The following is a 24,202-nucleotide window of genomic DNA, read 5'->3' as shown; positions in this document are numbered from 1 at the left end:
AAACTCCGCACAAGTGGCTTTTTCGTTCCGCAATACTCATTGCTGTCCATCGAATTCAAAACTATAACCTTTTTAAGTTTCGTTGAGCTTTTGGATGGCATCAGTCTATGAGATGTCTGCATCTCCGCTAATTATTACTCCCTAAATATTTGTAATAGGTGCTAGCGTAATTAGAAGGAGCAGTTAAAGTATTTTTATAGAAAAATGAAGCTTAACTGCCCTTCTCCAATTTTTCGTTATAACTAACTTCTGTTTTTATCTGAACTCACTATTTAATGCTCTTGCAAGGAAGACTGAAAACTCCGCTCTTGAAGTAGCCGCACTAGGTCTGAAAGTATTGTCTGGATATCCAGTAGTAATTCTACTTTGAGAAATTCCTGAAACTGATTCTGATGCCCAATGGGTGGATGGTACGTCTTTAAATACTTGCTCATTATTAGCTTCTAGATTATATGCCAATGCCAAAACCTTCGCCATTTCAGCACGAGTAATATTTCTGTTAGGCTTGAAAGATCCATCAGTATAACCATTGAACAAACCTACAGATGTTACTGCAGCAATATCACTACTTGCCCAATGGCCACTTGATAAATCCGAATATTCAGTCTTTTTAGTCGATACCGGTATATTTAATGCAGTCGCAAGCATCTTTGCTGCTTCGGCACGTGTTGTGTTTTTATTCGGCTGAAAACTTCCATTGGGAAATCCTTGAACTATATTTTCTTCTGCTAGATATAGTATTTCGTCATAAAACCAATTATTAAACTCTAAATCAGAGAACTTTTCAGCTACTACAGTTACAGTTGTTTCTTTGCTTACATTTCCAGCTGCATCTTTTGCTGTTACAGATAAAATAGTTCCTGTTTTTTGTATTGGTATTGAAATTGTGTAATTCCCACTACCTGTCGTTTTAGCGGTTCCAATTACTGTTGTTCCGGCTTTAACACTAATTGAAGATCCAGCCAGCGCAGTTCCTGTTATGGTTGTTGATGTACTTGTGAATGCACTTACTATTGGTTTTGGTACAATTTCTTTGTCAGATATATGATAATACCCACCAACATTAATTGTACCTTTAATGTTTTCAGTAGCTCTAACCGAATAACCATCTTTAATGTTTTTCGTGCTGTCAACATAGATACTTACTGGATTTAGCGAACCTTTCAAATTTGCAAGATACATAAATACTCCAGATCCAATATTTTTCTCCGTTGATAGATTCAAAATTTTTATATTCTCTAAGATTTCTTGAGAATTATTTGGTTCGATATCTATTCCAGCCTGCGGCGCTGTCCCGTTAGTCTTACTGATTACAGCGTTTATAATTTCTAGATTTTTAACTGAAATTACTGAAATGCCTTGTCTTCGATTATTATCTATTACTGGACCGATTATTTTAATGTTCTCGCTATAATTTTTTAATATAGTGCTTCCAATGTATATTCCGTCACCCCAATTATTAGAAATAATGGGATTTTCCACTTTAACATCAGTTGCTCCTCTGATACTTATTCCCATTCCCCATTCTCCTGTAATTCCTAAGTGTTCTTGCCTCTCCCCTTGAATTGTAACCTTACCAATAATATTTACATTCACAACATCATGAATTTTTATTATTTGAAAATTTTCTAAGTTGTTTGGAATGGCTTTTAAGACAACACCATCCTCAAACTCTAGGGTAATATTATCCTTTAAAGTTATAGACTTTGACGCATCAATTTTGTATATTCCTTTTGGAAAATAAACAATTCCACCATTTTCTGCACTTTGGAAATCGATTGCTTTTTGAATATATTCAGTCTCATCATTTTCTCCATTACCACTAGCTCCAAAAGAAATAACACTCACTCTTTCTTTCGCAAAAACATTCATAGAAAATAATACGCAAAAAATAATGATAAAAAATGTTACTAAGACCCACTGGATTTTTCTTTTTCGATACTTCTCCATTAATATACACCTCTTTTTGTCTACTTATATCACAAAAAAAGGATAAAAAATTATTAAAATAACACTTTTCAAAAAAATGAATTTTTATACCTATTTCTATATTTAATAATAACAGAGGAGTTTGTGGTATTTATTTGTTTATAAAATACAAAAAAAAAAAGAGAATTTATTATCAAATTACAATTGAACCACTAAAATTTTTTGATTCATTCTAATATATGTGTGAAAAAATCTTCAATTAAAATTTTTCCTTCAATGCCTTCATATTCTCCTACATAGAATCCATCAGGAAGGTTATTGGATGTCACAATTTCAATGCTGACTGGATTAATACTTCCTCGTAAGTTTTTTAAATATATTTGCAAGCCATAGCCAGAATTGTTCTCAGTTTTAAGATTGGTAATTTTAATATTCTCCAAATATTCAGTAGAAAAATTTGGTTCTAAGTCTATTCCGCTTTCCGGAGCTGTTCCATTTGTATTTAAAATATTTGCATTTGATATTTCGAGATTTTTTGCTGAAATAATAGAAATTCCTTGTCTACGGTTATTAATTAAAGTTACATCAGATATATTTATTTGATTACTATAACCTTTAATTTCCGTACTACCAATATAAATGCCATCTCCCCAACAATTAGAAATTTCAGCATTTTCGACTTTAATATTTTCGGAACCCGTGATACTTATTCCAAATCCCCATTCACCAGTTTTTCCGATATGATTGAGGCGGTCACCTTTTATATTGACATCTCCTGTAAGAGTTACATTTTTTACATCCTTTATTCTAACAACTTCGTAATTATCTGCTTTATTTGGTATAGCCTGTAAAATAGCTCCCTTTTTAAATTTTAAAGTAATATTATCTTTTAGTATTAATGATTTTACAGAATCTATTAAGTACACTCCCTTAGAAAGTATAACTACCCCACCACCATGGTCACTCTGAAAGTCAATTGCTTTTTGAATAGCATCAGTATCTTCTTTTTGGTCATCCCCAATAGCTCCAAACGATGATACAGTGACTTTAGAATCTAACATATTTAAAAAAACAATTGAAATTAAAACTAATAAGCTTGTTAAGAAGCTCAACTTAAAAAATTTGTTCAAAAGATAACTCCTCCTGTAATAATTAATACAATAAACATCCATGATCCTAGTATTAATGAAGTTAAAGAGAATAAGTAACTGTAAAACCTTTTTTATATAGTTTTTTTGATATAATCATATAAAAATATTTTTAAAACTAAATCAAAAAAACAGCTTACATATAAAAACATCTAAGCTGTTTACTACTTCTTCAACAAATTTGTCAACGCCGGTTTAATTTTGGTTCTTCCGCAATTTTGGTGAAGTTGATCATCATCGGCTTTTAAGCATTTAGCTTACTTTTTCAAAAAAGGATTAACGGGAACAGTACAAAATTTTAATGCGAAGTAGATCAAAGTTAGCACGCCCATACATCTGCCGTTTAATCACTTTGATGCGATTCACATGCCCTTCGACCATGCCATTGCTCCAGGGATGAACTAGGGCATTCTGAACAGCTTGCCAATCCGATCGCAAGTAGTGCGCAAACTGAATTAGTTCCTTGATACCCGTTTTTTCTGCGCGTTCAATCCAGGCTGATAATGCATCGGATTCGCGTTGTATCCGCATCATCTGCTGGAACTGTTTGAGAAGAAGTTGAAGTTCTTGTAGCTGACCATCCTCTTTTAGAAGCTGATGGATTACCTGCTTTTCAGGCCCTTCGAGTGGCTTAGACCACAAGTAGCTGTGAATTTTTTGCCTCGGCAATTTGTATAGAGCGTGTTTTTGTTGGTCGCTGCCTTCCTGTTTCTGCACTTTGAGAAGATAACCTTTCAATGTCGAAAATGACTTTTGATATCCTTTTTCCTGCAGCACTTCAAAAATCTGCCGCTTGGAGACCTTTTGCTTCATTAATGAAAGGATAAGTGGGTGGTATGGGTCCGCGCTATGGATCCGTTTCCGTTCCACGAGAGGAAAACTTTCCATCTGTACATATCGGGAAACAGTTTTGCGGTCGAGCGAGAACTCCCGGCAGAGATCCGCTATCCGTGTGCCCTTCCGATACTGCAGTTGCACCTGCTGGATGAACTGCCACTTTTTCGCTTCGCGTTCCGTTAAGGCTTTCTGTTTGGACTCAGAAGAACACCCTGCATCAACACCTTCTTGCCAGATGATTCCCGACGGGAACTTCCGTTTCAGGAACTGCTCGATCCGTTTATTGAGATTGTGGAACAAATGCCACCGGTCGGTCACTTGGATGGCTTGCGGCGCGCCCTTTGAAAGGGCTTTTGCGTATTCCGTCGAGCCATCCTTGCTCGTAACTCGCACGGAAGGATATGCCTTCAGCCAGTCGCTCACCACTTTTTCCTTCCGGCTTTCCAACAGTTCAATCGGTCGCCTCCGTTCGAGGTCGCAGATGACGGTTCCGTATCGCTTGCCTCTTTTCAAGGCCCAGTCATCCAATCCAATCACACGAGGTTCTTCGATAGCTGGCAGCTGTTCTTTCCGGATCAAGTAAAGAAAAGCATCTCCACTAAGTATGGCTCCGTATTGGGAAGCAATGCGACTCTCTGCTTCTGCACTGAGCGAAAACGCAAGATGTCGAAAGAACGCGGTTAACCGATACGTCTTCCGATCATAAGATCCCCACCAATCCGGACGCCGTTCCACAAAGATGTACTGGCGACAGCTAGGTTGATCGCAGAAGTATTTCCGAGCGCGTACATAGAGAAAAACAGGTATTGAATGAAATGGCGTATCTCTGATGGTACGCCAATACCGGCTGTGAATTCGACGGGAAACACCATGGCAGGATGGGCAATGGCTCTCATAATGAGCCGATTCCAGATACAAGTGGAAGGAATCCGTTGAAGCAGAAACATGCAGCACCGTCCAAGTGGGATAAAAAAGTGAACGTTCATATGTGCACCCTCCTCGAATTATCATTACTATAATAATTCCCGAAAAGGGGCTTCACCAAAATTGCGGAAGAACCATTTTATCACCGGCAGTGACAAAATTAACTTATTAACTTTTTTTTATTGTAGATTCATTTAATTTTTTTTTAAATAATTCTAGTAACTGATCTCTCAGCTCCGGACGCTTTAAGGCAAATTCAATCGTTGTTTCGATAAACCCAAACTTCTCACCTACATCAAACCGTTGCCCATCAAATTCATAAGCATAAACCGATTGGACTCCGTTTAACTTTTGGATTGCATCCGTCAATTGAATTTCACCACCTGCGCCCAATTGGTGCTCGCTTAAGTAATCAAAAATTTCCGGTGTCAGGATATAGCGGCCCATGATGGCATAGTTGGATGGAGCTGTCCCGACCAATGGCTTTTCGATGAACTTGTTTACTTCAATCAATTTACCGTCTACTGAAACCGGATCGATGATGCCGTAGCGTTCAGTGTCACTCGTAGCAACTTGCTGTACACCTATGACACTCTTTCCAGTCTTCTCATGCTGATCCATTAATTGAACCAAACAAGGTTCTTTGTTTTCAACAATATCATCTCCCAATAAGACAGCGAAAGGTTCGTTGCCAATAAACTTCCGCGCTGACCAAATAGCATGCCCCAAACCAAGCGGCTGCTTTTGGCGTATAAAATGGATTTCTACCTTAGATGTCTCCAAGACCGAATCCAACATTTCTTGTTTGCCTTTTTTCATCAAAATGTCTTCCAATTCAAATGCATGATCAAAATGATCTTCAATGGCACGCTTGCCTTTTCCAGTTACAATGATGATGTCCTCTATACCGGAAGCAATCGCTTCTTCAATGATGTATTGAATCGTCGGCTTATCGACAATTGGCAACATTTCTTTTGGCATCGCTTTTGTAGCTGGGAGGAACCGTGTTCCTAAACCAGCCGCAGGAATTATAGCTTTTTTCACTCTCATCTTTGCACCTACTTATACTTTAGACCTTGATAACTATTTTTTTATAAAAAAAATGCAGTAAAATTAAATTAAATAATCACATTATTTTATAGTATTCACAATACCAATCCGTAAACTTCTGAAGTCCTTTTTCAATAGTCGTTTTAGGTTTAAATCCAATTGCTTCTTCCAACAATTTTGTAGAAGCATAAGTCGCAGGAACATCGCCAGGTTTAATCGGTTCAAACTTTTTCTTGAATTCTATAGTTCTACCTAAGCTATTGCTTAAGCATTTTTCAAGCGTCTCAATAAATACCATTAACTTCTCAGGGCTGCTGTTGCCGATATTAAAAATTTTATGTGGAGCCTGTTCCACTTCATTTGGTGGATTCGGTAAAAGACGTTGAATGCCTTCTATAATATCGTCCACATAGGTAAAATCGCGGTACAAGTCATTTTTGAAATCACCATTATTGAAAATTTTAATCTCTTCGTCTGCAAACAACTTATCAGTGAATCCGAAATAAGCCATATCAGGACGTCCCATTGGGCCATACACTGTAAAGAAGCGAAGTCCTGTTGCTGGGATTTTATATAGATGGCTATACGTATGTGCCATCAGTTCATTCGACTTTTTAGTAGATGCATACAGAGATACTGGGTTATCCACAAAATCGGTTTCTTCGAAAGGAACTTTCTTGTTTGCTCCATAAACTGAACTTGATGAAGCATATAACAAGTGATCAACTGGATAATGACGGCATGCTTCTAGAATGTTATAGAATCCAATGACATTGCTTTGAATATAGACATCCGGATTTTCAATCGAATACCTTACGCCGGCTTGAGCTGCCAAATTCACAACAATTTTTGGCTGATGCTGCTTAAATAGGCTAGTTACTAGTTCTTTATCAGAAATATCGCCTTTAACAAAAGTAAAATTTTTATTTAATTCTAATCTATTTAAACGGTCATGTTTTAATTTCACATTATAATATTCGTTGAGATTATCGATGCCTATCACCTTACAACCAGACTCCAATAATCTTTTTGAAAGATAATAACCTATAAATCCGGCGGCACCTGTTATTAAATATACTTTACTAGAGTTTAGCGGCTTGTAACTCAAGCTTTCTCAACTCCTTAAGTCCATCTTTATTCGCAGGAGCTCTACCGACCGAATAATATTCTACTCCAGCTTGTTCCATCTCTTCAACATGATGAAGATTACGGCCATCATACACTAATGGCGTTCTCATTAGTTTTTTATAAACCTGGGCATCCACTGCTCTAACCTCGTCCCATTCAGTGAAGATGAAACAGACATTTGCGCCTTCTATTGCCTCTTCAATATTTGACACATATTTTATACTGCCTTTCTCAAGTTGACCCTCAGGAAAGACTTTAGCAAAATTTTCTATGCCAATTGGATCATACGCATATATATCAGCCCCCTGCTTCAAAAGCAAAGGTACATTTTCCATAGAAGGAGCTTCCCTCAAATCATCAGTTCCAGGCTTAAATGTAAGACCAAGAATAGCGACTTTAAGACCATTAAATGTAATAAGACGATTGCTGGCTTTCCTGTACATTAAGGTTTTTTGATTTTCATTGACTTCAATAGCTGCTTTAACAGTTTTTAAATCATAACCATTCTGTAATGCTAAGTATTCAAGTGCCTTAGTATCTTTTGGGAAGCAAGAGCCGCCATAACCAATACCAGCATTCAAGAACTTACTACCAATACGATCATCGAAACTCATACCTTTAGCAACATCTTGAACATCTGCTCCGACAAGCTCACAAAGATTTGCAATGTCGTTCATATAAGAAATTTTTAAAGCCAAGAAGTCATTAGATGCATATTTAATCATTTCTGCAGATTTTCTGTTTACAGATACTATCGGCAACTTAAAAGGTTTATAAATTTTTTGCAAAAGATTTTCAGCCCATTCACTTTCAGTACCAACAATAATTCTCTTCGCATTCAAAGTGTCGTGTACTGCAGATCCTTGCGCTAAAAACTCAGGATTTGAAGCCACTTCTACTCTCACGCTATTAATTAAGAAGTCATGAATAAATTGTTCAACCTTATCATTTGTACCAACTGGAACAGTGGATTTCACAACAACTAAACAGTCTTTTTCAATTGTTTCAGCAATTTGCCGTGCTACAGTCGCTATATAGGAAAGGTTTGCAGATCCATCTTCATTTTCTGGAGTTCCTACACCAATAAATACGGCATCCGCATCTTTGTAAGCTGACTTATAATCAGTGGTGTACTCCAGTCTTCCTGCTTCATAATTTTTTTTCATTAATTCTTCTAAACCTGCTTCGTATATAGGAGATACTCCTGATTTCATTAGGTTTACTTTAGCTTCATCAATATCAACACATACTACTTGATGGCCTCTCTCTGCAAAGCAAACTCCAGCGACTAAACCGACATATCCTGTTCCAGCTACTGCTATTTTAAACATAATTTCTCCTTTCAAATAACATTCTAAATACTATATTACACAACTAAGAACTTAAAAAAGTTCATGTGGGACACTCAAGTTAATTCAAAACAATTAAAGGAGTGTCAACAAATGAACTTTGTTTTTCTATATTAATTGGTGATATAACAGACATTTATTAATACTAGATATATATTTGCAGTTATCTTATTAGCTATATCAATAATAGCTAAATACTTAAACAAAAAATATTCTAATATAAACAAATTTCAATTGAAAACTTTTTTAAAAAATATTTAAAAATTTGGTTATATAATCACTTTGTTATTTTTGCCACACTACTCGATTTACAAAGTCTGTATATGATAAAATAATTCTTAAAACTTTCTCTGAAACATTGGGCATGTTGTAATCTTCAACACGTCTAAGAGTATCAATTTTTTGGTTTTCCAATATTTCTAGTCCTTGCATAATTCTTTCTTTTTTTAAACCAACCATTATGACCGCTGCTTCTTCCATTGCTTCTGGTCTTTCATGTGCTTGTCTAATATTTAGTGCTGGAAATCCAAGAATAGAAGCTTCCTCACTTATAGTTCCACTATCACTCAAAACGGCTTTAGCCTTTGATTGTAGCTTTATATAATCGTTAAATCCTAAAGGTTTCATTATTTTTACTAACTCATTGAATTTTATACCCTTGGAATCAATCATTTTTTTAGTTCTAGGATGTGTACTTACTATAATCGGCAATCTAAACTTTTCTGCAATACTATTTAAACTTTCAACTAGGTCTGAAAAATTCTCTTCAGAATTAATATTTTCTTCTCTATGAGCCGAAACTACGAAGTAACCATTTTCTTGTACTTCGAAAGTTTCTAATATGGTAGATTTTTCAATATCTTCTTTTTTAGAGTTAAGCACTTCTAACATTGGACTGCCCGTTTTGATAATTCTATCGGAAGCTACCCCTTCTTTCAATAAATATTCTCTTGCTATATCACTATAAGTTAAATTTATATCCGAAATATGATCTACGATTTTTCGATTTGTTTCTTCTGGAACTCTTTGATCGAAACATCTATTTCCCGCTTCCATATGGAATATTGGTATATTTCTCTTTTTAGCCGCTATTGCACATAAACAACTATTTGTGTCACCCAGTATTAAAAAAGCATCAGGAGTTACGGTTTCCATAATTGGATCAATTTTTATAAGAATATTTCCAATAGTTTCAATAGGAGAACCTATAGCTGCATTAAGAAAGTAGTCAGGTTTTTTTAAGTTTAAATCTCTAAAAAATACTTCGTTTAATTCATAGTCATAATTTTGACCTGTATGAACAAGTACATGTTCTATAGCCTCTGATTCTTCTAATCTATTTATCAGTACTGAAAGCCTTATAATTTCTGGTCTTGTACCAACTACTGTCATAACTTTTAACTTTTCCATAAATTAAACCTCCATATAATATGTATCTGGATTATTTTTATCAAAACACTCATTTGCCCACATTACAGTTACCATGTCTTCAACTCCGATGTTTTCAATGTTGTGAACACAACCAACAGGTATATCAATAACTTCCATTTTCAATCCGTTTACATGATATTCATATATTTCATCAGAATTTAGTTTGCGTATCCTGATTATTCCTACGCCACTTACCACTAAAAACTTTTCATTTTTTGAGTGATGCCAATGATTACCTTTAGTTATCTGAGGTTTTGAAATATTAATTGATATTTGGCCACGATCTGGAGTTTTTAAAAACTCAGTAAATGAACCTCTTTCATCAATATTCATTTTCAAAGGATATTTTAATTTTTCTTTGGGGAGATAACTTAAATAAGTACTATATAATTTTTTTGTGAATTCATTTGAAAAATCTGGAATTGACAGCTCTTTTTGATTCCTATTAAAAGAATAAATTAGTTGAGCCACTTCTCCTAAGGAAACTGTATAGAATTCAGGTACTTCATAAAAGTCCTCCACTAAATTCCCTTTTCCATTTAAAGAACTTATAAGCTCTGAAATCACATCATCAATATATACTAATTTCATTATTTTTTCTTCATCATTAATTGTTATGGGTAAATCATTAATAATATTATTACAAAAAGTTGCAACAACACTATTGTAATTAGGTTTACACCACTTACCAAAAACATTAGGAAAGCGGTAAATAATTACTTTAGCCCCAGTATCCTCGCTATATTTCAAAAGCAATTTTTCAGCATTTTTTTTACTAAGCCCATAAGCGTTATCCAAACTAGACTGTATTGAAGAAGAAAATACTATAGGACATAAATTATTATATTTTTTTAATTTATTTATTAAATCATTAGTAAATCCATAGTTCCCTTCCATATACTCTGACTGCGATTTTGGTCTATTGACGCCAGCTAAGTGAAAAATAAAATCTGCTTCTTTGCAATATTTATCAAAATCTAAGCTATCCGTTTTACTAGTATATTCAAAAACTTCTGATATACCTTGGTTCTTTAACTCTGCCACAAGATTTTTTCCTATAAAGCCTCCTGCACCCGTTATAAGAACTTTCATTTTATTTCCAACCTTTCAATTCGGTCTTAACATATTCTAATTCCAATAGTCTGCTTTTTATTTCTTCTACAGTAAGCCTATTTGTATTATGTGAATTATATTCAGTTTCGAAAGTTAATTTTTCATCACCTTCTACAAAAAATTTATCGTAATTAAGATCTCTCTTGTCAGCCGGGACTCTATAGAATCCACCCATATCATGAGCAACTACGTGTTCTTCTCGTGTGAGTAAAGTTTCATAGATTTTTTCACCGTGACGAGTACCAATAACTTTGATCTCATTTTTAGAATTAAATAATTCTTTAATCGCTAATGCTAAGTCACCAATTGTGGCAGCTGGAGCTTTGTGTACCATTATATCTCCAGCCTCGGCATTTTTAAATGCAAAGACTACCAGTTCAACTGCTTCTTCAAGACTCATTAAGAATCTAGTCATATTTGGATCAGTAACTGTTATAGGTTTATCACTTTTTATTTGATCTATAAACAAAGGTATAACGGAGCCGCGTGAAGCCATAACATTACCATATCTAGTACCACAAATAAGAGTTTTATTAGAATCAATAGTTTTTGCCTTTGCAACAAACACCTTCTCCATCATTGCTTTAGAAATTCCCATTGCATTTATTGGATATGCAGCTTTATCTGTAGACAAACATATTACTTTTTCAACTCCTATTTCAATTGCTCCTGTAAGCACATTATCTGTCCCCAATACATTTGTTTTAACTGCCTCTAGTGGAAAAAATTCGCAAGAAGGCACTTGTTTTAAAGCTGCAGCATGAAAGACATAATCTACACCATGCATTGCGTTTTTTACACTTGCCAAATCTCTTACATCTCCAATATAAAATTTAAGCTTATCACTTTTATAAACTTTTCTCATATCATCCTGTTTTTTTTCATCGCGAGAAAAAATTCTTATTTCTTTTATATCTGTATTTAAAAATCTTTCCATAACTGCATTTCCAAAAGAACCGGTACCACCTGTTATTAATAATGTTTTTTTATTAAACATAAAAGTCATCTCCTAATTTTTCATCTTTTTGTATAACTTTTTAAACTCTAACAAATCCTTTTTTACTAAGAATAAATACAAAATATAAGATAAAACATACAGATATGTCATCATCCAAGAGTCCAAAAACCAAGCAGTTATTATAAAAATAATAGATAAGATTATGTCGAAAAAAATATTTTTATAAACACTGATATTTAATAATTTCCCAATATAAATTTCTGCAATTACACTTCGAAATGCTAAAAGAACTACTATTGTTAATATCGTTAACGATAGGTTTTCAAAAACAAAAGCAGTAATAAAAGTCAAAGTTATACTCACAATTAATGTAAGTACATTCACATTCAATAAAAACTTTTCTTTTCTTAAAGTTTTTAAATATGTATTAATTAACAATGATGTTTTTCCTTCAAAGATAATCATTGGAAAGACTAATGACATAAAAGCTATACTATCCTTATAGTCTGGTAACCAAGATATTAGTGCTAACTTTATTGGAAAATAAAAAATGAGTAGACTCAACAAAAATACCATTAATAAAGACCTGATGTTTACATAGATTTTCGCTAAGGAATTTTCTTCTACTCTTCTTAACAATGGAAAAATAACAATACCTAAAGAATTCACAAATATCATAACAAAATTTGAAATACTTAAAGTAAGCGAAATTTTTCCGAAGGTAGATACATCCCAGTTCCGCTCTATTCCAAATCTAACTACACCTATAATTAATGTGCTTGTTAAACTAGCAAACATCAACTTTATACCTATGCTAATATTATCTAAAACCTCTGAAAGCAAAAACCTGATTTTATTTATCTTTCCAAATACAATGTCCCTGCAGAAATAAATAGCCAAAAGTAATGATAAGAACTTTCCAATTAAATCACCTAAAATTATAACTTGGTAGTCATAGATACCAAGTAAAAGAAATGATAAAATAAGTGAAAAATAGAGAAGTCTGTCTAATATTGTAATATTTGCAAACTCTTTAATTCTATTAGTTCCTTGTAAAATAAATACCAACATGGATCTGACATTTAGTATTAATAAGTTAAGTGAGATCATTTGAACAATAAAAATTCTATTTGGATTTTCTATTATTAAAAAGGCAACTCCACTTACTGTTATAGCAAAGAATAACTGTAAAACTATTAGCATGTAAAATTGTGAGAAAAATAGATTTTTATTTAAATCACGATACTCTTTTCCACCGTATTTTAAATAAATTCCATCAGTCCAACCAAAGTGGAGAAAACCTACGTATGCTGAATAAAATAAGTAAAGTTGCCAATAGCCATACTCTTCAACCCCAATAATTTTGGGAACAATTAGAATCATTAAGGTAGAGATTAATAGAGTTATGAAGTTAGAAGTTAATGTATATGAAGAATTTGAAATAAATTCCTTTATTTTATGTTTCAATTCTCTAGCCTCAACATTTCAATACCATATATTTTATAAAAATTTCTTAAAAGTAATGTGGATACAAGTTTTTATGCATTTTCATCCACATGGCCATCTCTATTACCATGGTTTCATAATCTGGAATAATATATTCAAGATTGAAATTGGTACGAATCAAAGATTTGTCCACTATAGGACTTGAAATTGGAGATATATTAATCGAGTCTTTTTTCATGTAACGATTAAACAATTTCAAAAGTTCAAGCTTACTGATTTTCTCTTTATAAACCATATTATATAAGCCACTGGCTTTTTCTTTTGTTGCATATTCCATTGCCTTAGCCAATTGTAGAGTAGATATTCCCGTCCACATTACTCTATCGTAACCGACAATTGGATCATTTTGAAGCATAAACCAATTTAATAAACCTATTCCATTAGGGTTAAGATCTGGGCCTACTATTGAATTTCTAAAAGTTATATTTTTTTTATCTTCTAGCTCACCAAGAGCCTTAGTTCTATCATAAAAAGTTTTACCATCTTGAAAATCGCTTTCCTTATAGTTTCCTTTTTCGCCTGAAAACACGCAATCTGTACTCATTTGTATAATTTGTGTTTCTGTTTTCGATGTCACCGAAGCTAGAAAATGTGGCAAATATGAATTCAAAAATGTTGCTAATTCTTTATTATTTTCTGCAAAAGTATTTAGTATGCCAATACAATTAACAACAGCATCGTATTTCCCTTCTTTTATTATATTTTCTAATTCGTTTAAATTTCTTACATCTCCAATAATCGACTTACAAAATTGTACTTTCTGTCGACTAAATCCTGTAACATCGTGCCCTTGTTCTGTAAGATACAAAGAGATAGTATGTCCTGCCATCCCCGTTGCACCAAGTATAAGGAATTTCATTTTTATCATCCTCGCTAATGTTTTAAGACCGTTATAAACAGTTTTCTCTATACCAAAACATATATTCTTTCAAACCTTCATTTAATTCAATCTGAGCATCAAATTTTAGTAAACTATATGCTTTATTAATATTTGCTTTACAATCTCTTACATCCCCAGCTCTCATGGGCTGATTTTCTACTAAAACTTTGACAGTACTTATACCTTTCATAATATCTAATAGTTTATTTATAGTTATACTAGTTCCGCTACCCAAGTTTATTACCTGAGTTTCAACGTTGCTCACAGCTGCTAAGTAATTAGCTCTGGCAACATCTTTTACATTTACAAAATCTCTTGTTTGTTCTCCATCACCGTAAATAGTAACAGGTTCTTTTGAAAAAATTCGTTTCGCAAAAATCGGAATTACATTTCCATAAAGATCAAATCTTTGATTTTCTCCGTAAATATTAAAATATCGTAAGCAAATTGCTGTTATATCATAGATTTCACTATATGAAAGAATCATTTTTTCAGCTGCTAGTTTACTAACTCCATATGGCGAATTAGCATTTTGGGGATGATCTTCGTCAATCGAAGTTTCTATTAACTCTCCAAATATTGCAGCAGACGAAGAATATATAATGCGTTTTACACCCTTCTTTCTCATTCCCTCTAAAATATTGATCGTCCCTAGTAAATTAATTTGAGAATCTAGTTGGGGATGATCTATCGATTTTTGTCTTCCTACGCAAGCAGCTAAATGAAAAACAACATCAATATTTTCACAAACCTCTAAAGCTGTTTTTTCATTGCAAATATCTCCATTGATAAAATCAATATCAAGTCCGTTTAAATTATCTTTGCTTCCAGTCGAAAGATTATCTATCACCCTAATCTCCCAGCCCTTTTCAATTAAAAACTTAACTACATTAGAGCCTATAAAACCTGCTCCACCTGTCACAAGTGCCTTCATTTATAACTCTCCCTTCAATAAATACCTTTCAGAAAACACTTTATATTTTTCTGTTTTTACTAGATAACATCATATCTAAAATTTTCTTAGTCTGTATTATATGGTTTTTATTTTTCAATACGAATGCCCTATTAAATTGTCCGATTTGCACCCTCTGATCAGGGGATAAATTACAAACTTCTACAATTTTTTCTTTTAAAGCATCAATCGAGTTTTCTTCCACATATATAAGATATTTATCATATTCCTCAGGAACTCCATGTAATTTATAACCAATTACTGGAACACCTGCTAAAAGATACTCAATAGTTTTAATTGGAAATGAATATCTAGTAAATTCTTCAGTATTTTGTCTAGGATTTACTAAAACAGACGCACTACATTGAATTTCTTTAATTTTCTCTGGAGATAACACTCCCAAGTATTTAATTCTCGGATCTTCCTTAGCAGCTGCTAGGATATTGTCTTTTGTTTCTCCATCTCCACAAATTACTAATTGGTAGGAATCTGATTCAATTTTTTTAAAGGCTTCAACTAAATTTAATAAACCATATTTAGCAGTTAAACCACCTGTATAAACAATTGTTTTTTTTATTCCATTAGCGCTACTAATTTTAAACTCAGAATCATTTGTTGTGTCTACTAAAGCCTCTATAACTCTATAAGGTTTATTTTCAACTTCTAATTTTGCCGCAATTTCTTCAGTAACGATCATGAAACTGTCAATATATTTTTTCCCTCTATCTACTCTAATTTGATTTATTTTTTTCCAAGCTCTGAATATTATATTATTTTTTTGATTGCTTAACATGGCATACTGAGGCAAATCGTTCACAGATATACATATCAAAGCATTTGGATTATTTTTTTTAATAATTTTAGCAATCCTAACAAATCTCGGCTCTAAAGAATAAATAAATACCATTTTTTGGCAGTCTGTTGATTTACTCAACCACTTTTTTATATTTTCTTTTTCTTTGAAAGGTCTGATAAATTGTTTTATAACTGTTAAATTCAAAAATCCTAAGCTAATATCATTTGCACCTACTGCATGTGAAAAATACTTCTCTGGAACCAAGATATCAGTATAGTTTTTGGGATACGATCCTACAAACATAGTATTAATAATTGTTACTGGATTTTCTAAATTAGCATCAAAACCTTTTATTAAACTCCATTGAAAATTATTTGCAGCCAACTGTGCTGCTTTTTTGGTTTTTTTTAAGACCTCTTTCTCGATTTCTTTAGGAATTACTCCCCCTACAAAAAGAAAGTCAATCCCTCTTAAATTTTGATGTGTTTTGTTAATATTCGTATTCATTTTTTTTCACCTTTTCATTTAAACTTTTTAAATAATAAACAAGAAATATTAAAAAGTAAGTGGTTTTCATATATATTAATGAAGGTATGGCTAGCTCAAAAAGAAGGATAATTAAAAAAATAACTTTAAAATTTGTTTCAATATTGTTTTTCAGAAAACGATATAACATATAGTAGATAACTATTACAAATACTATATTTCCCATTGTAAAATATACTAAATATCCAGAATCAGTATAAGTAATTGCATAATCCCTTGGGATAGTAAATCCTATTCCTAAAATATTTTCTTTTAATACACTAAAATTAGCAGAAAAAATATTATTTTCCGAGAAGTACCTTGGAATTACACCATTAGTAGAACTTGTCACCATACCTCTGTATACATCTATTAAAAATGAGTTTAATAAAAAAATTGATGTAATTACAGATGCAAATATGAAAAAAATTTTATTAACACTACCCTTAATTAAATCAAATAGCAGTAAAATCATCATTATTGAAAATAGCAAGGCTGCAGATGATTTTAACAAAACTGTAAAAATTAAAAAACCAAGCAAATATATAACATATCGAAATTTTCTATTTTTTTTGTCTCTTTTAATTGTTATATACCACATATAGAATATTAGCATATAAAAAAATGATGCAAAGGTGTGGGCACCAAATGTAAAAATGGTTTTACCAATACTTAATCCGTAACTAACTGTAAAATCATTAAACTGAGAATATGAGTTAATAGTAAAACTGATAAGTGCTTCCTGGCCAATTAGTATTCCAATATTCCAAAGTAAAATAACAATAGAAATTACTTCAAGTACACCTTTTAACACATTAAAATTAGGAACAGTTTTTATTTTAATCATAAATAAAATTAAACTAAGAAAAACTGGAGCGAATCTAGCAATTGAAAAATTTGTGTTAACTGCAATTACAGAGATAAAAGTTACTACAGTTAGATAAATCAGAAAAAATGTTCCTATATATATATTTTTCTTATCATATTTAGTTTTTACAAATAAAGTAATTATTATTAAACTGGATATTAAATAGTATATTATCGTACCTTGTGCTTCGAAAATTTTTCCCTCTAAAGATGTTGGATAGAAACATGCCATCAGAATTGCTAAAATAGGTATTATAGTTTCGACTACTGATCTAATTATTTTCATGTTTTTTCTCCATACATTTTTGTTTAATAGGCTTTAATACTGTTGACATACACCCTATCCTATCTTGTTTAAAATGAGATATTTCTTTATCTATTCTATTTCTTCAATATTACTTTATATAAATCAATAAAAATATAAAGCTTTATTTATTAGACAATGAGTTTAACTCTTCCATAAAATTCTGAGTTTCGCTTAAATAGTTTTTATAATGAAATACCGTTGATTTCAAACAGTTATCTTTCATTTCTTTAACTTTACTTTCCTCAAGATCTAAAATGTAGTTCATTTTTCTTACTAATTTATGTGTATTATCAACTTCTACGATAAAACCATTTTCTTTTTCTATTAAAAATTTAGTTATGTCACTTGTATCTGTGGTAATAACAGGCGTACCACATGTTATGCTTTCAACAAATTTCGTGGGGAACCCCGCGTTATTCACACGTTTATTTTCTCTTAAAAATATTACGTAGTCTGCACTCGTTACATGCCTTAAACTCTCTGCATGACTTACTCTGCCTAAGAATATAACTAAGTTTTTCAAATCCTCCAAAATTGCAGTATGTTCAGGATAATACAATAGGTATTCTGACTTTTTAATGCCTATAACTTTGAAAATATATGAGTTATTATCTTTAAGTTCACTTAAAGCATTTATAATATAGTTCAACTTGTCCTTATGCTTTCCTGGTCTTCCTGAATAAACAAAAATCCTTTTATTACATGGTTTATTTGAAAATTCTCTTAACTCCCATTTTTCTTCTTGTAAATCTATTAGAGGTGGTAGTATTAAAGTTTTAGTATGTTCTTTGTAATAATTGCTTAAGAAGCTACTTATGCATATCACACCATCAATTTTTTTATGTAAATACTTCATTCTTAAATCAGTATCAATCTTCTTAATTAGGCGTTTGTCTTCATACCATTCCGTACAATCTGCCACTAATTTAATGTTATTTTCTTTACAATATTTTTTGATTGAAACAAAAGCACCAGCTTGATAGTTATAACAAATAATCACTTTCACTTCTTCATAATTTTCCGCCACTTTTTTTACAAATTTAATACTTGTTAAATATCGGATCCATTCGGTTATAGAACTAGGGAATTTTATTGACCAACAATCAAAACCTTGGACATTTTTCTTATGCATACTATCTAGATTAATATTTTCTCTTTTTGAGTTCCTTACTACGTCTATAAAGACAACATTATAACCTAAATCTCGAAATATTTTAGCATTATTGAGGACTCTGTGTGCAGCTGCATCTTTGTCTGGTAATTCAAATCCACCTATATATAATATTGTTTTTTTTTTCATACTTTTATATTGCCTCATTTCTTTAAGTTAATTTATGGGATTAACTCTAGTTTCTCTTTGCTGCACTATAAAACTGTTAGCTGGAAATTCTCCTTTTATAACACTACCTGCACCAATAACGCTGCCTTCCCCTATCTTAGTTCCTTTTAAAATTATAGTATTAGCTCCAATCCACACATTATCGCCAATATTTACTGAACTAGTCTTGTATTTAAGGGAACTTATTCCACCAGGTACTCTGAAGTCATGATCATGATCATATATTAAAACATTTGGACCGATTTGCACGCCACTACCAATATTTATTTTTTCATGACTAATAATCATACAATCGTGGTTCATAAATGTATTATTTCCTATCGCTATTTCTGCATGGTGTCTAACTCTTACTTTACACCCACTTTTAATTTTCACTAATTTCCCAAAACTTAATTTAGATTTTTCTCCAATTTCTATGTCAGTCATGGGAGAAACAAGATTAATTAGCGGGAAATTAAAAGTATTCCAATGAAAAATTTTAATTAATGAAAACCTAATTATTGAATACATTATGGCAACACTAATTTTAAAATATTTTATCATAAAAAAAACCTCCTAAGATTACGATTAATACCCGTAAAAACTTTTTCACTGTTTATTAAGTATCGATTCAATTTGTTTAAGGTATGCATTAACAACAATTTCTCTATTAAATTCTTTTTCAACTTTTTCTCTTGATTTATGGCCCATCTCTTTCTTTTCTTTATAAGATAAATCTATAAAATTCTCTATTTTCGATATTAAATTTTTAGTGTTTTTCTTTTCAAAGGTATATCCGTTTATATTCTCCTCAATAGTTTCTTTACACCCCGGTATATTTGATGCAATTAGAGTTCTACCCATAGCCGCAGTTTCTAATAAGACATTAGATAATCCCTCACCTCCATGAGATGGCTGAATTAAACAACTAGCTTCTTGTATAAATGGTCGTACATCTGACTGATAACCTAAAAAATTTATATATCCTTCTCTTACATACTCATCAATTAATTCGTTGTAGTGAGACTGAGATTTTTCGATAAAACCAACAATATTAAAACTAGCTTTAGGATGCTTAATCTTCACTTCTTTTGCAGCTTCTAGATACTGATCTATCCCTTTATCCTTCATAATTCTACCGATAAAAATAAAGTTTAAGTTATCTTCTGCTGGAAATTTCATAAACTTAAATTCATTTAAATTTACTCCTGAACCTGGAATTAATTCATATGGCCCTCGAACAATCTTGTTTTCTAATAACGTATTCATGTCCTCAGTGTTTTGGAAAAATATACATTTAGATTTTTTTAATCCCACTTTATATAAATTAGTTAGTAGAAATTTCAAGGCGGGTTTTCCGCTAAAGCCACTACCTAATCCTGTGATATTGTTAATGCAGGGAGTATTAAGCATTCTGCAAGCTATACCACCGTATAAATTAGGTTTTATAGTATATGTAAGTACTATATCCGGTTTTATGTCTTTTAATATTTTTAAGTAATGACCAACTAACTTCAAATCTGTCTTTGGATTTGTTCCTCTTCTATCCACACTTGTTTCAACAAACTTACATCCCCAACTTATCATTACATCAACTTTCTCATCATATGGAAGAGAGATGTATACATCGTAACCATTTTTTAATAATCTTTGAATTAATTCTTTTCGGAAATTGTAGATTACAAAGCCGTGATTTCCTAATAATAGAACCTTTTTTTTCATAATAATATCGGCCACCTATTTACATACTTTTTTTCACAGACTCTTCTAAATTCATAATTTGATAATCTTCTTTATACTCACTTACACTCATATCATATGTTAAGTTCCCAAAAACCTTATTTACAACATTTACTTTCGCAATCATAAGTCTGACAAATGGGTTAAACACTTTTAAAAGCTTAATTTTCTTTCCGCTAGCTTCAGCAATAACCCGAACCATTTCACTAGTCGTTACATATTCTTTATTCTGTGGGAAAAAAAGTCCACTCTCATCATTTTCGACCATCAATCTCAAAAATTCACTTAAATTATCTATGTGAAGCATACTACGCTCATTATCGAAGTCAGGAAATGCAGGAAGCACCTTAGCAGCCTTAACCAATTTTGGATAATTACCTTTAGAATTCTTCCCATAAATCATAGGAGGCCTGATTGTTGCAACTCTAAAATTTTCACTTTCTAAAAGTTTTATTCCTTCTTCGGCCTGGAGTTTACTGTTGCCATAGAAATTACTTGGTTTAGGTATGGTGCTCTGATCAATAATTCTCTTTTCACTACTGCTGTCCCCGTAAACAATAATACTACTCATAAAAATGAATTGTTTAACCCCCTCACTCTTAGCATGCTCAGCCACTTCAATCGTAAGGTCACGGTTCACTTTGTAATATTGTTCTTCCATTTTAGGATTTGTAGAGACATGGGCAATTCCAGCAACATGAAGTACAGAATCATATAAGGAAAAATCTTTCTTTTTCCATTGATTTCCTCGAACAGATAACTCTTCTACTTCATATTTATCTGGCCACTGACTTAACCAATCTATAAAGTTAGTTCCTACATAACTTCTTTGTCCTGTAATTAAAATTCTTTTTTTACTCATGTTTTATACACCTTTATATTAAAGATTTTTATTAGTCAAATCTGTACCTTCTTTAACGCCATCACTCTTTAAAACACTAAAAACAGTCCCAAAAAATATCTTAAAGTCCAATAACGGACTCATCTTGTCGACATACTCTCCATCAATTTTCGCCTTAATCTCAATGGCCAATTCGTCTCTACCACTAATCTGAGCAAGACCAGTCAATCCAGGAAGTATATCGTTAGCTTGATACTTATCACGCTCCGCAATCAAATCATACTGATTCCAAAGAGCCGGGCGCGGACCAATTATACTCATTTCACCTTTTAGGATATTAAACAACTGGGGTAATTCATCCAAACTTGTCTTGCGTAAAAACTTACCTATTTTAGTAATATAGAAGTCAGGTTTATCCAGTAAATGGGTTGGCATATCGTTTGGTGTATCGATTTTCATTGTACGGAACTTTAATATATTGAAGTTTTTTTTATCTTTACCAATGCGTTTTTGCTTGAAAAGGATAGGCCCTGGTGAATCTATCTTTATCAAAATACAAAGAAACACAAGAATAGGAGATAAACCAACAACAATTAGTAAGGATAAAGAGAAATCTAAAATTCTTTTCGTGAATGAGAACATTTTATTCTCCTTTCCATTTACAAATTTTCTCGTTAATTTAATTAAGCTGAACCAACTTCTGTCTTTAGAGTTTCTACATTCTTTCGATTAGCTAATGCTATCAATACATCCTTAACTTCATCATTTTGCATTTCAGGAAACTTATCCAAAAGATAAGTCAATTCACCTTCACTAACCGGGTTCGCTTTTCCAATATAAATTTTTGGAAATACCTGCTCAGTCTGGATCTCGTTGTCATTCAATAGTTCTTCAAACAACTTCTCCCCCGGACGAATCCCAGAAAAATTGATGCGGATTTCGCCTTCTGAATAGCCGGATAACCGGATCAAGTTCTGAGCTAGATCAACAATCTTCACAGGCTCACCCATGTCCAAGACAAAAACTTCTCCACCCTCTGCTAATGTTCCAGCTTGGATAACAAGTCGGGAGGCTTCCGGTATGGTCATGAAATAACGTGTCATACGTGGGTCTGTAACCGTGACTGGACCTCCTGCCGCAATTTGTTTCTTAAATAGAGGAATAACAGATCCACGAGACCCAAGAACATTTCCAAACCGTACTGCCGCAAATTTTGTTTTACTACGCCTTGCTAAATTTTGAACGATCATTTCCGCAAAACGCTTCGTCGCCCCCATAACGTTCGGTGGGTTTACCGCTTTATCAGTCGATATCATTACGAAGTTTCCTACACCACTTAAATGAGCTGCTTCTGCGACATTCTTCGTCCCGTATACATTATTTTTCACAGCTTCCATTGGATTGCCTTCCATAAGCGGCACATGTTTATGCGCTGCTGCATGGTAGACAACATCTGGCTTAAAGGTTTCCATAATTTCCAGGATACGTTCACGATCCTGTACATCAGCGATAATAGGAATAATTTCAGTGTCCGGAGCGACCGTTTGGCGTAGTTCCATATCAATCAGGTAGATGGAATTTTCTCCATGGCCTAAAAGCAATAATTTTTTCGGACCAAAGCGCGCAATTTGGCGTGAAATTTCGGAGCCGATCGAACCGCCAGCACCAGTTACAAGTATGGTTTTACTGGTCAACTGGTCGGCAATCTTATCCATATCCAACTTAACTTCGTCTCGTCCCAACAGGTCTTCAATTTTAACGTCCTGTATATCCGTCACCGACACTTTACCGGTCATAATATCTTCTATAAGAGGAATGGTTTGAGTCCGGATACCGGAGTCCATACAGGTCTTGATCAGTTCAGCAGTTTCCTGTTTGCCGAGTGAAGGAATGGCGATGATGATCGTGTCGATTTTATTTTCAATAGCGATATCGGCAATGTCTTTCGTATTGCCATGCACCACACGAACACCGTAAATGTCGAGTCCTTGCTTATTCTTATCGTCATCGACATATAGCACAGGCAGCAAGCCGTTTTCAGGATTCGTTAATAATTGACGAGCCACTAAGGTTCCGGCTTTTCCTGCTCCTATAATTAAAGTGCGCTTCAGTTCTGAATTCTTGTGCCTGATCTTTTTATCCCGGAACAAGCGCCAAGACAAGCGCGAGCCACCAATCAAGATAAGATGCAACATCCACGTAATGGCCAGCGCTCGGAACAGGACATCTCCTCTATACACATATTGCACCATCCCGATTACCACGATGGACCAACTAACTGCTTTAAAGATTGATGTCAATTCTCCGATTGAGGCATATTCCCACACTTTGCGATATAAGCCGTAGTACATGGCCAAGGCATGATGCGCAATAAAGATTGTTAGTGCGCTAGCCAGCAGGAATTTGTTTTGCAGCACGTCATTATAAGGGTAAAGCACGTAATAGCCGACGAAAATAGAGAAAAAGACAATAAGCGAGTCGACAATTAGTAATAAAGAAACACGATTTTTCAGAGACATTAGGGTCAATCCTTTCGTTATCCAGTTCTTTATTCATATATGGGTAAAAATCTTTTCTCATTCTAACATACTATGAATTGGAAA

Annotated in this window: 20 protein-coding genes; all 20 read right to left on the bottom strand. The window is 33.0% G+C overall.

Features of this window, described 5'->3' with window-relative positions:
• Positions 1-255 precede the first annotated feature (255 nt).
• Positions 256-1,950: an S-layer homology domain-containing protein gene (locus tag GJB59_RS10530; RefSeq protein WP_142827215.1), complete on the bottom strand. Its 1,695-nt coding sequence runs from the start codon at positions 1,948-1,950 to the stop codon at positions 256-258.
• A gap of 206 nt (positions 1,951-2,156) precedes the next feature.
• Entirely contained in the window at positions 2,157-3,059 is a 903-nt protein-coding gene (locus tag GJB59_RS10525; protein WP_185960008.1) for a right-handed parallel beta-helix repeat-containing protein, read from the bottom strand.
• Positions 3,060-3,353: 294 nt separating this feature from the next.
• Entirely contained in the window at positions 3,354-4,925 is a 1,572-nt protein-coding gene (locus GJB59_RS10520; RefSeq protein WP_142827213.1) for an ISL3 family transposase, read from the bottom strand.
• A gap of 81 nt (positions 4,926-5,006) precedes the next feature.
• The gene (gene galU, locus GJB59_RS10515; RefSeq protein ID WP_142827212.1) at positions 5,007-5,888 is read right to left on the bottom strand and encodes a UTP--glucose-1-phosphate uridylyltransferase GalU; all 882 of its coding nucleotides are present in this window, start codon (positions 5,886-5,888) and stop codon (positions 5,007-5,009) included.
• Between the two features lie 76 nt (positions 5,889-5,964).
• Positions 5,965-6,996: an SDR family NAD(P)-dependent oxidoreductase gene (locus tag GJB59_RS10510; protein WP_142827211.1), complete on the bottom strand. Its 1,032-nt coding sequence runs from the start codon at positions 6,994-6,996 to the stop codon at positions 5,965-5,967.
• Positions 6,971-8,347: a UDP-glucose dehydrogenase family protein gene (locus tag GJB59_RS10505; protein WP_142827210.1), complete on the bottom strand. Its 1,377-nt coding sequence runs from the start codon at positions 8,345-8,347 to the stop codon at positions 6,971-6,973. Before GJB59_RS10505 ends, GJB59_RS10510 begins: the two co-directional genes overlap by 26 nt.
• Positions 8,348-8,650: 303 nt before the next feature.
• A complete protein-coding gene (wecB, locus tag GJB59_RS10500) occupies positions 8,651-9,775 on the bottom strand; it encodes a non-hydrolyzing UDP-N-acetylglucosamine 2-epimerase (protein WP_142827209.1) in 1,125 nt (374 codons plus the stop codon).
• A 3-nt stretch (positions 9,776-9,778) separates the two neighbouring features.
• A complete protein-coding gene (locus GJB59_RS10495) occupies positions 9,779-10,888 on the bottom strand; it encodes a polysaccharide biosynthesis C-terminal domain-containing protein (RefSeq protein WP_142827208.1) in 1,110 nt (369 codons plus the stop codon).
• Between the two features lies 1 nt (position 10,889).
• Positions 10,890-11,906: a polysaccharide biosynthesis protein gene (locus GJB59_RS10490; RefSeq protein WP_142827207.1), complete on the bottom strand. Its 1,017-nt coding sequence runs from the start codon at positions 11,904-11,906 to the stop codon at positions 10,890-10,892.
• Positions 11,907-11,918: 12 nt separating this feature from the next.
• Positions 11,919-13,334, bottom strand: a complete 1,416-nt coding sequence (locus GJB59_RS10485) for an MATE family efflux transporter (protein WP_142827206.1) — start codon at positions 13,332-13,334, stop codon at positions 11,919-11,921.
• 46 nt (positions 13,335-13,380) lie between these two features.
• Positions 13,381-14,232, bottom strand: a complete 852-nt coding sequence (locus GJB59_RS10480; protein WP_142827205.1) for a dTDP-4-dehydrorhamnose reductase family protein — start codon at positions 14,230-14,232, stop codon at positions 13,381-13,383.
• Positions 14,233-14,263: 31 nt separating this feature from the next.
• Positions 14,264-15,187 carry an NAD-dependent epimerase/dehydratase family protein gene (locus GJB59_RS10475; protein WP_142827204.1) on the bottom strand — a complete coding sequence of 308 codons (924 nt, stop codon included), beginning with the start codon at positions 15,185-15,187 and terminating at the stop codon, positions 14,264-14,266.
• A 40-nt stretch (positions 15,188-15,227) separates the two neighbouring features.
• Positions 15,228-16,508, bottom strand: a complete 1,281-nt coding sequence (locus GJB59_RS10470; protein WP_142827203.1) for a glycosyltransferase — start codon at positions 16,506-16,508, stop codon at positions 15,228-15,230.
• Positions 16,492-17,679 (bottom strand): hypothetical protein, encoded by a 1,188-nt coding sequence (locus GJB59_RS10465; RefSeq protein ID WP_142827202.1) that lies wholly within the window; start codon positions 17,677-17,679, stop codon positions 16,492-16,494. The genes GJB59_RS10470 and GJB59_RS10465 overlap by 17 nt, the downstream gene beginning before the upstream one ends.
• A 142-nt stretch (positions 17,680-17,821) precedes the next feature.
• Positions 17,822-19,000 (bottom strand): glycosyltransferase, encoded by a 1,179-nt coding sequence (locus tag GJB59_RS10460; protein ID WP_185960006.1) that lies wholly within the window; start codon positions 18,998-19,000, stop codon positions 17,822-17,824.
• Between the two features lie 27 nt (positions 19,001-19,027).
• Positions 19,028-19,582, bottom strand: a complete 555-nt coding sequence (locus GJB59_RS10455; protein WP_142827200.1) for an acyltransferase — start codon at positions 19,580-19,582, stop codon at positions 19,028-19,030.
• A gap of 45 nt (positions 19,583-19,627) precedes the next feature.
• Positions 19,628-20,740, bottom strand: a complete 1,113-nt coding sequence (locus GJB59_RS10450) for a glycosyltransferase family 4 protein (RefSeq protein WP_142827199.1) — start codon at positions 20,738-20,740, stop codon at positions 19,628-19,630.
• 19 nt (positions 20,741-20,759) lie between these two features.
• A complete protein-coding gene (locus tag GJB59_RS10445) occupies positions 20,760-21,620 on the bottom strand; it encodes an NAD-dependent epimerase/dehydratase family protein (RefSeq protein ID WP_142827198.1) in 861 nt (286 codons plus the stop codon).
• An 18-nt stretch (positions 21,621-21,638) separates the two neighbouring features.
• Complete coding sequence (locus GJB59_RS10440; RefSeq protein ID WP_142827197.1) at positions 21,639-22,241, bottom strand: sugar transferase; 603 nt, start codon at positions 22,239-22,241, stop codon at positions 21,639-21,641.
• A 41-nt stretch (positions 22,242-22,282) separates the two neighbouring features.
• Positions 22,283-24,118: a polysaccharide biosynthesis protein gene (locus tag GJB59_RS10435; protein ID WP_142827196.1), complete on the bottom strand. Its 1,836-nt coding sequence runs from the start codon at positions 24,116-24,118 to the stop codon at positions 22,283-22,285.
• Positions 24,119-24,202: the final 84 nt, after the last annotated feature.

Source organism: Planococcus soli (assembly GCF_016881065.1).
In the GTDB taxonomy this organism is placed as follows: domain Bacteria; phylum Bacillota; class Bacilli; order Bacillales_A; family Planococcaceae; genus Planococcus; species Planococcus soli.
Note: the sequence above shows the minus strand (reverse complement) of the source record. Positions and strands in the feature narration are given on the sequence as shown.

What these genes read in the sequence shown, in the direction of transcription:
- GJB59_RS10470 (WP_142827203.1), bottom strand. Translation starts at nt 16,508, where the DNA reads ATGAATACGAATATTAACAAAACACATCAAAATTTAAGAGGGATTGAC.
- GJB59_RS10440 (WP_142827197.1), bottom strand. Translation starts at nt 22,241, where the DNA reads ATGTTCTCATTCACGAAAAGAATTTTAGATTTCTCTTTATCCTTACTA.
- GJB59_RS10435 (WP_142827196.1), bottom strand. Translation starts at nt 24,118, where the DNA reads ATGTCTCTGAAAAATCGTGTTTCTTTATTACTAATTGTCGACTCGCTT.
- GJB59_RS10520 (WP_142827213.1), bottom strand. Translation starts at nt 4,925, where the DNA reads ATGATAATTCGAGGAGGGTGCACATATGAACGTTCACTTTTTTATCCC.
- GJB59_RS10475 (WP_142827204.1), bottom strand. Translation starts at nt 15,187, where the DNA reads ATGAAGGCACTTGTGACAGGTGGAGCAGGTTTTATAGGCTCTAATGTA.
- galU (WP_142827212.1), bottom strand. Translation starts at nt 5,888, where the DNA reads ATGAGAGTGAAAAAAGCTATAATTCCTGCGGCTGGTTTAGGAACACGG.
- GJB59_RS10455 (WP_142827200.1), bottom strand. Translation starts at nt 19,582, where the DNA reads ATGATAAAATATTTTAAAATTAGTGTTGCCATAATGTATTCAATAATT.
- GJB59_RS10530 (WP_142827215.1), bottom strand. Translation starts at nt 1,950, where the DNA reads ATGGAGAAGTATCGAAAAAGAAAAATCCAGTGGGTCTTAGTAACATTT.
- GJB59_RS10460 (WP_185960006.1), bottom strand. Translation starts at nt 19,000, where the DNA reads ATGAAAAAAAAAACAATATTATATATAGGTGGATTTGAATTACCAGAC.
- GJB59_RS10445 (WP_142827198.1), bottom strand. Translation starts at nt 21,620, where the DNA reads ATGAGTAAAAAAAGAATTTTAATTACAGGACAAAGAAGTTATGTAGGA.
- wecB (WP_142827209.1), bottom strand. Translation starts at nt 9,775, where the DNA reads ATGGAAAAGTTAAAAGTTATGACAGTAGTTGGTACAAGACCAGAAATT.
- GJB59_RS10505 (WP_142827210.1), bottom strand. Translation starts at nt 8,347, where the DNA reads ATGTTTAAAATAGCAGTAGCTGGAACAGGATATGTCGGTTTAGTCGCT.
- GJB59_RS10480 (WP_142827205.1), bottom strand. Translation starts at nt 14,232, where the DNA reads ATGAAATTCCTTATACTTGGTGCAACGGGGATGGCAGGACATACTATC.
- GJB59_RS10450 (WP_142827199.1), bottom strand. Translation starts at nt 20,740, where the DNA reads ATGAAAAAAAAGGTTCTATTATTAGGAAATCACGGCTTTGTAATCTAC.
- GJB59_RS10490 (WP_142827207.1), bottom strand. Translation starts at nt 11,906, where the DNA reads ATGTTTAATAAAAAAACATTATTAATAACAGGTGGTACCGGTTCTTTT.
- GJB59_RS10495 (WP_142827208.1), bottom strand. Translation starts at nt 10,888, where the DNA reads ATGAAAGTTCTTATAACGGGTGCAGGAGGCTTTATAGGAAAAAATCTT.
- GJB59_RS10465 (WP_142827202.1), bottom strand. Translation starts at nt 17,679, where the DNA reads ATGAAAATAATTAGATCAGTAGTCGAAACTATAATACCTATTTTAGCA.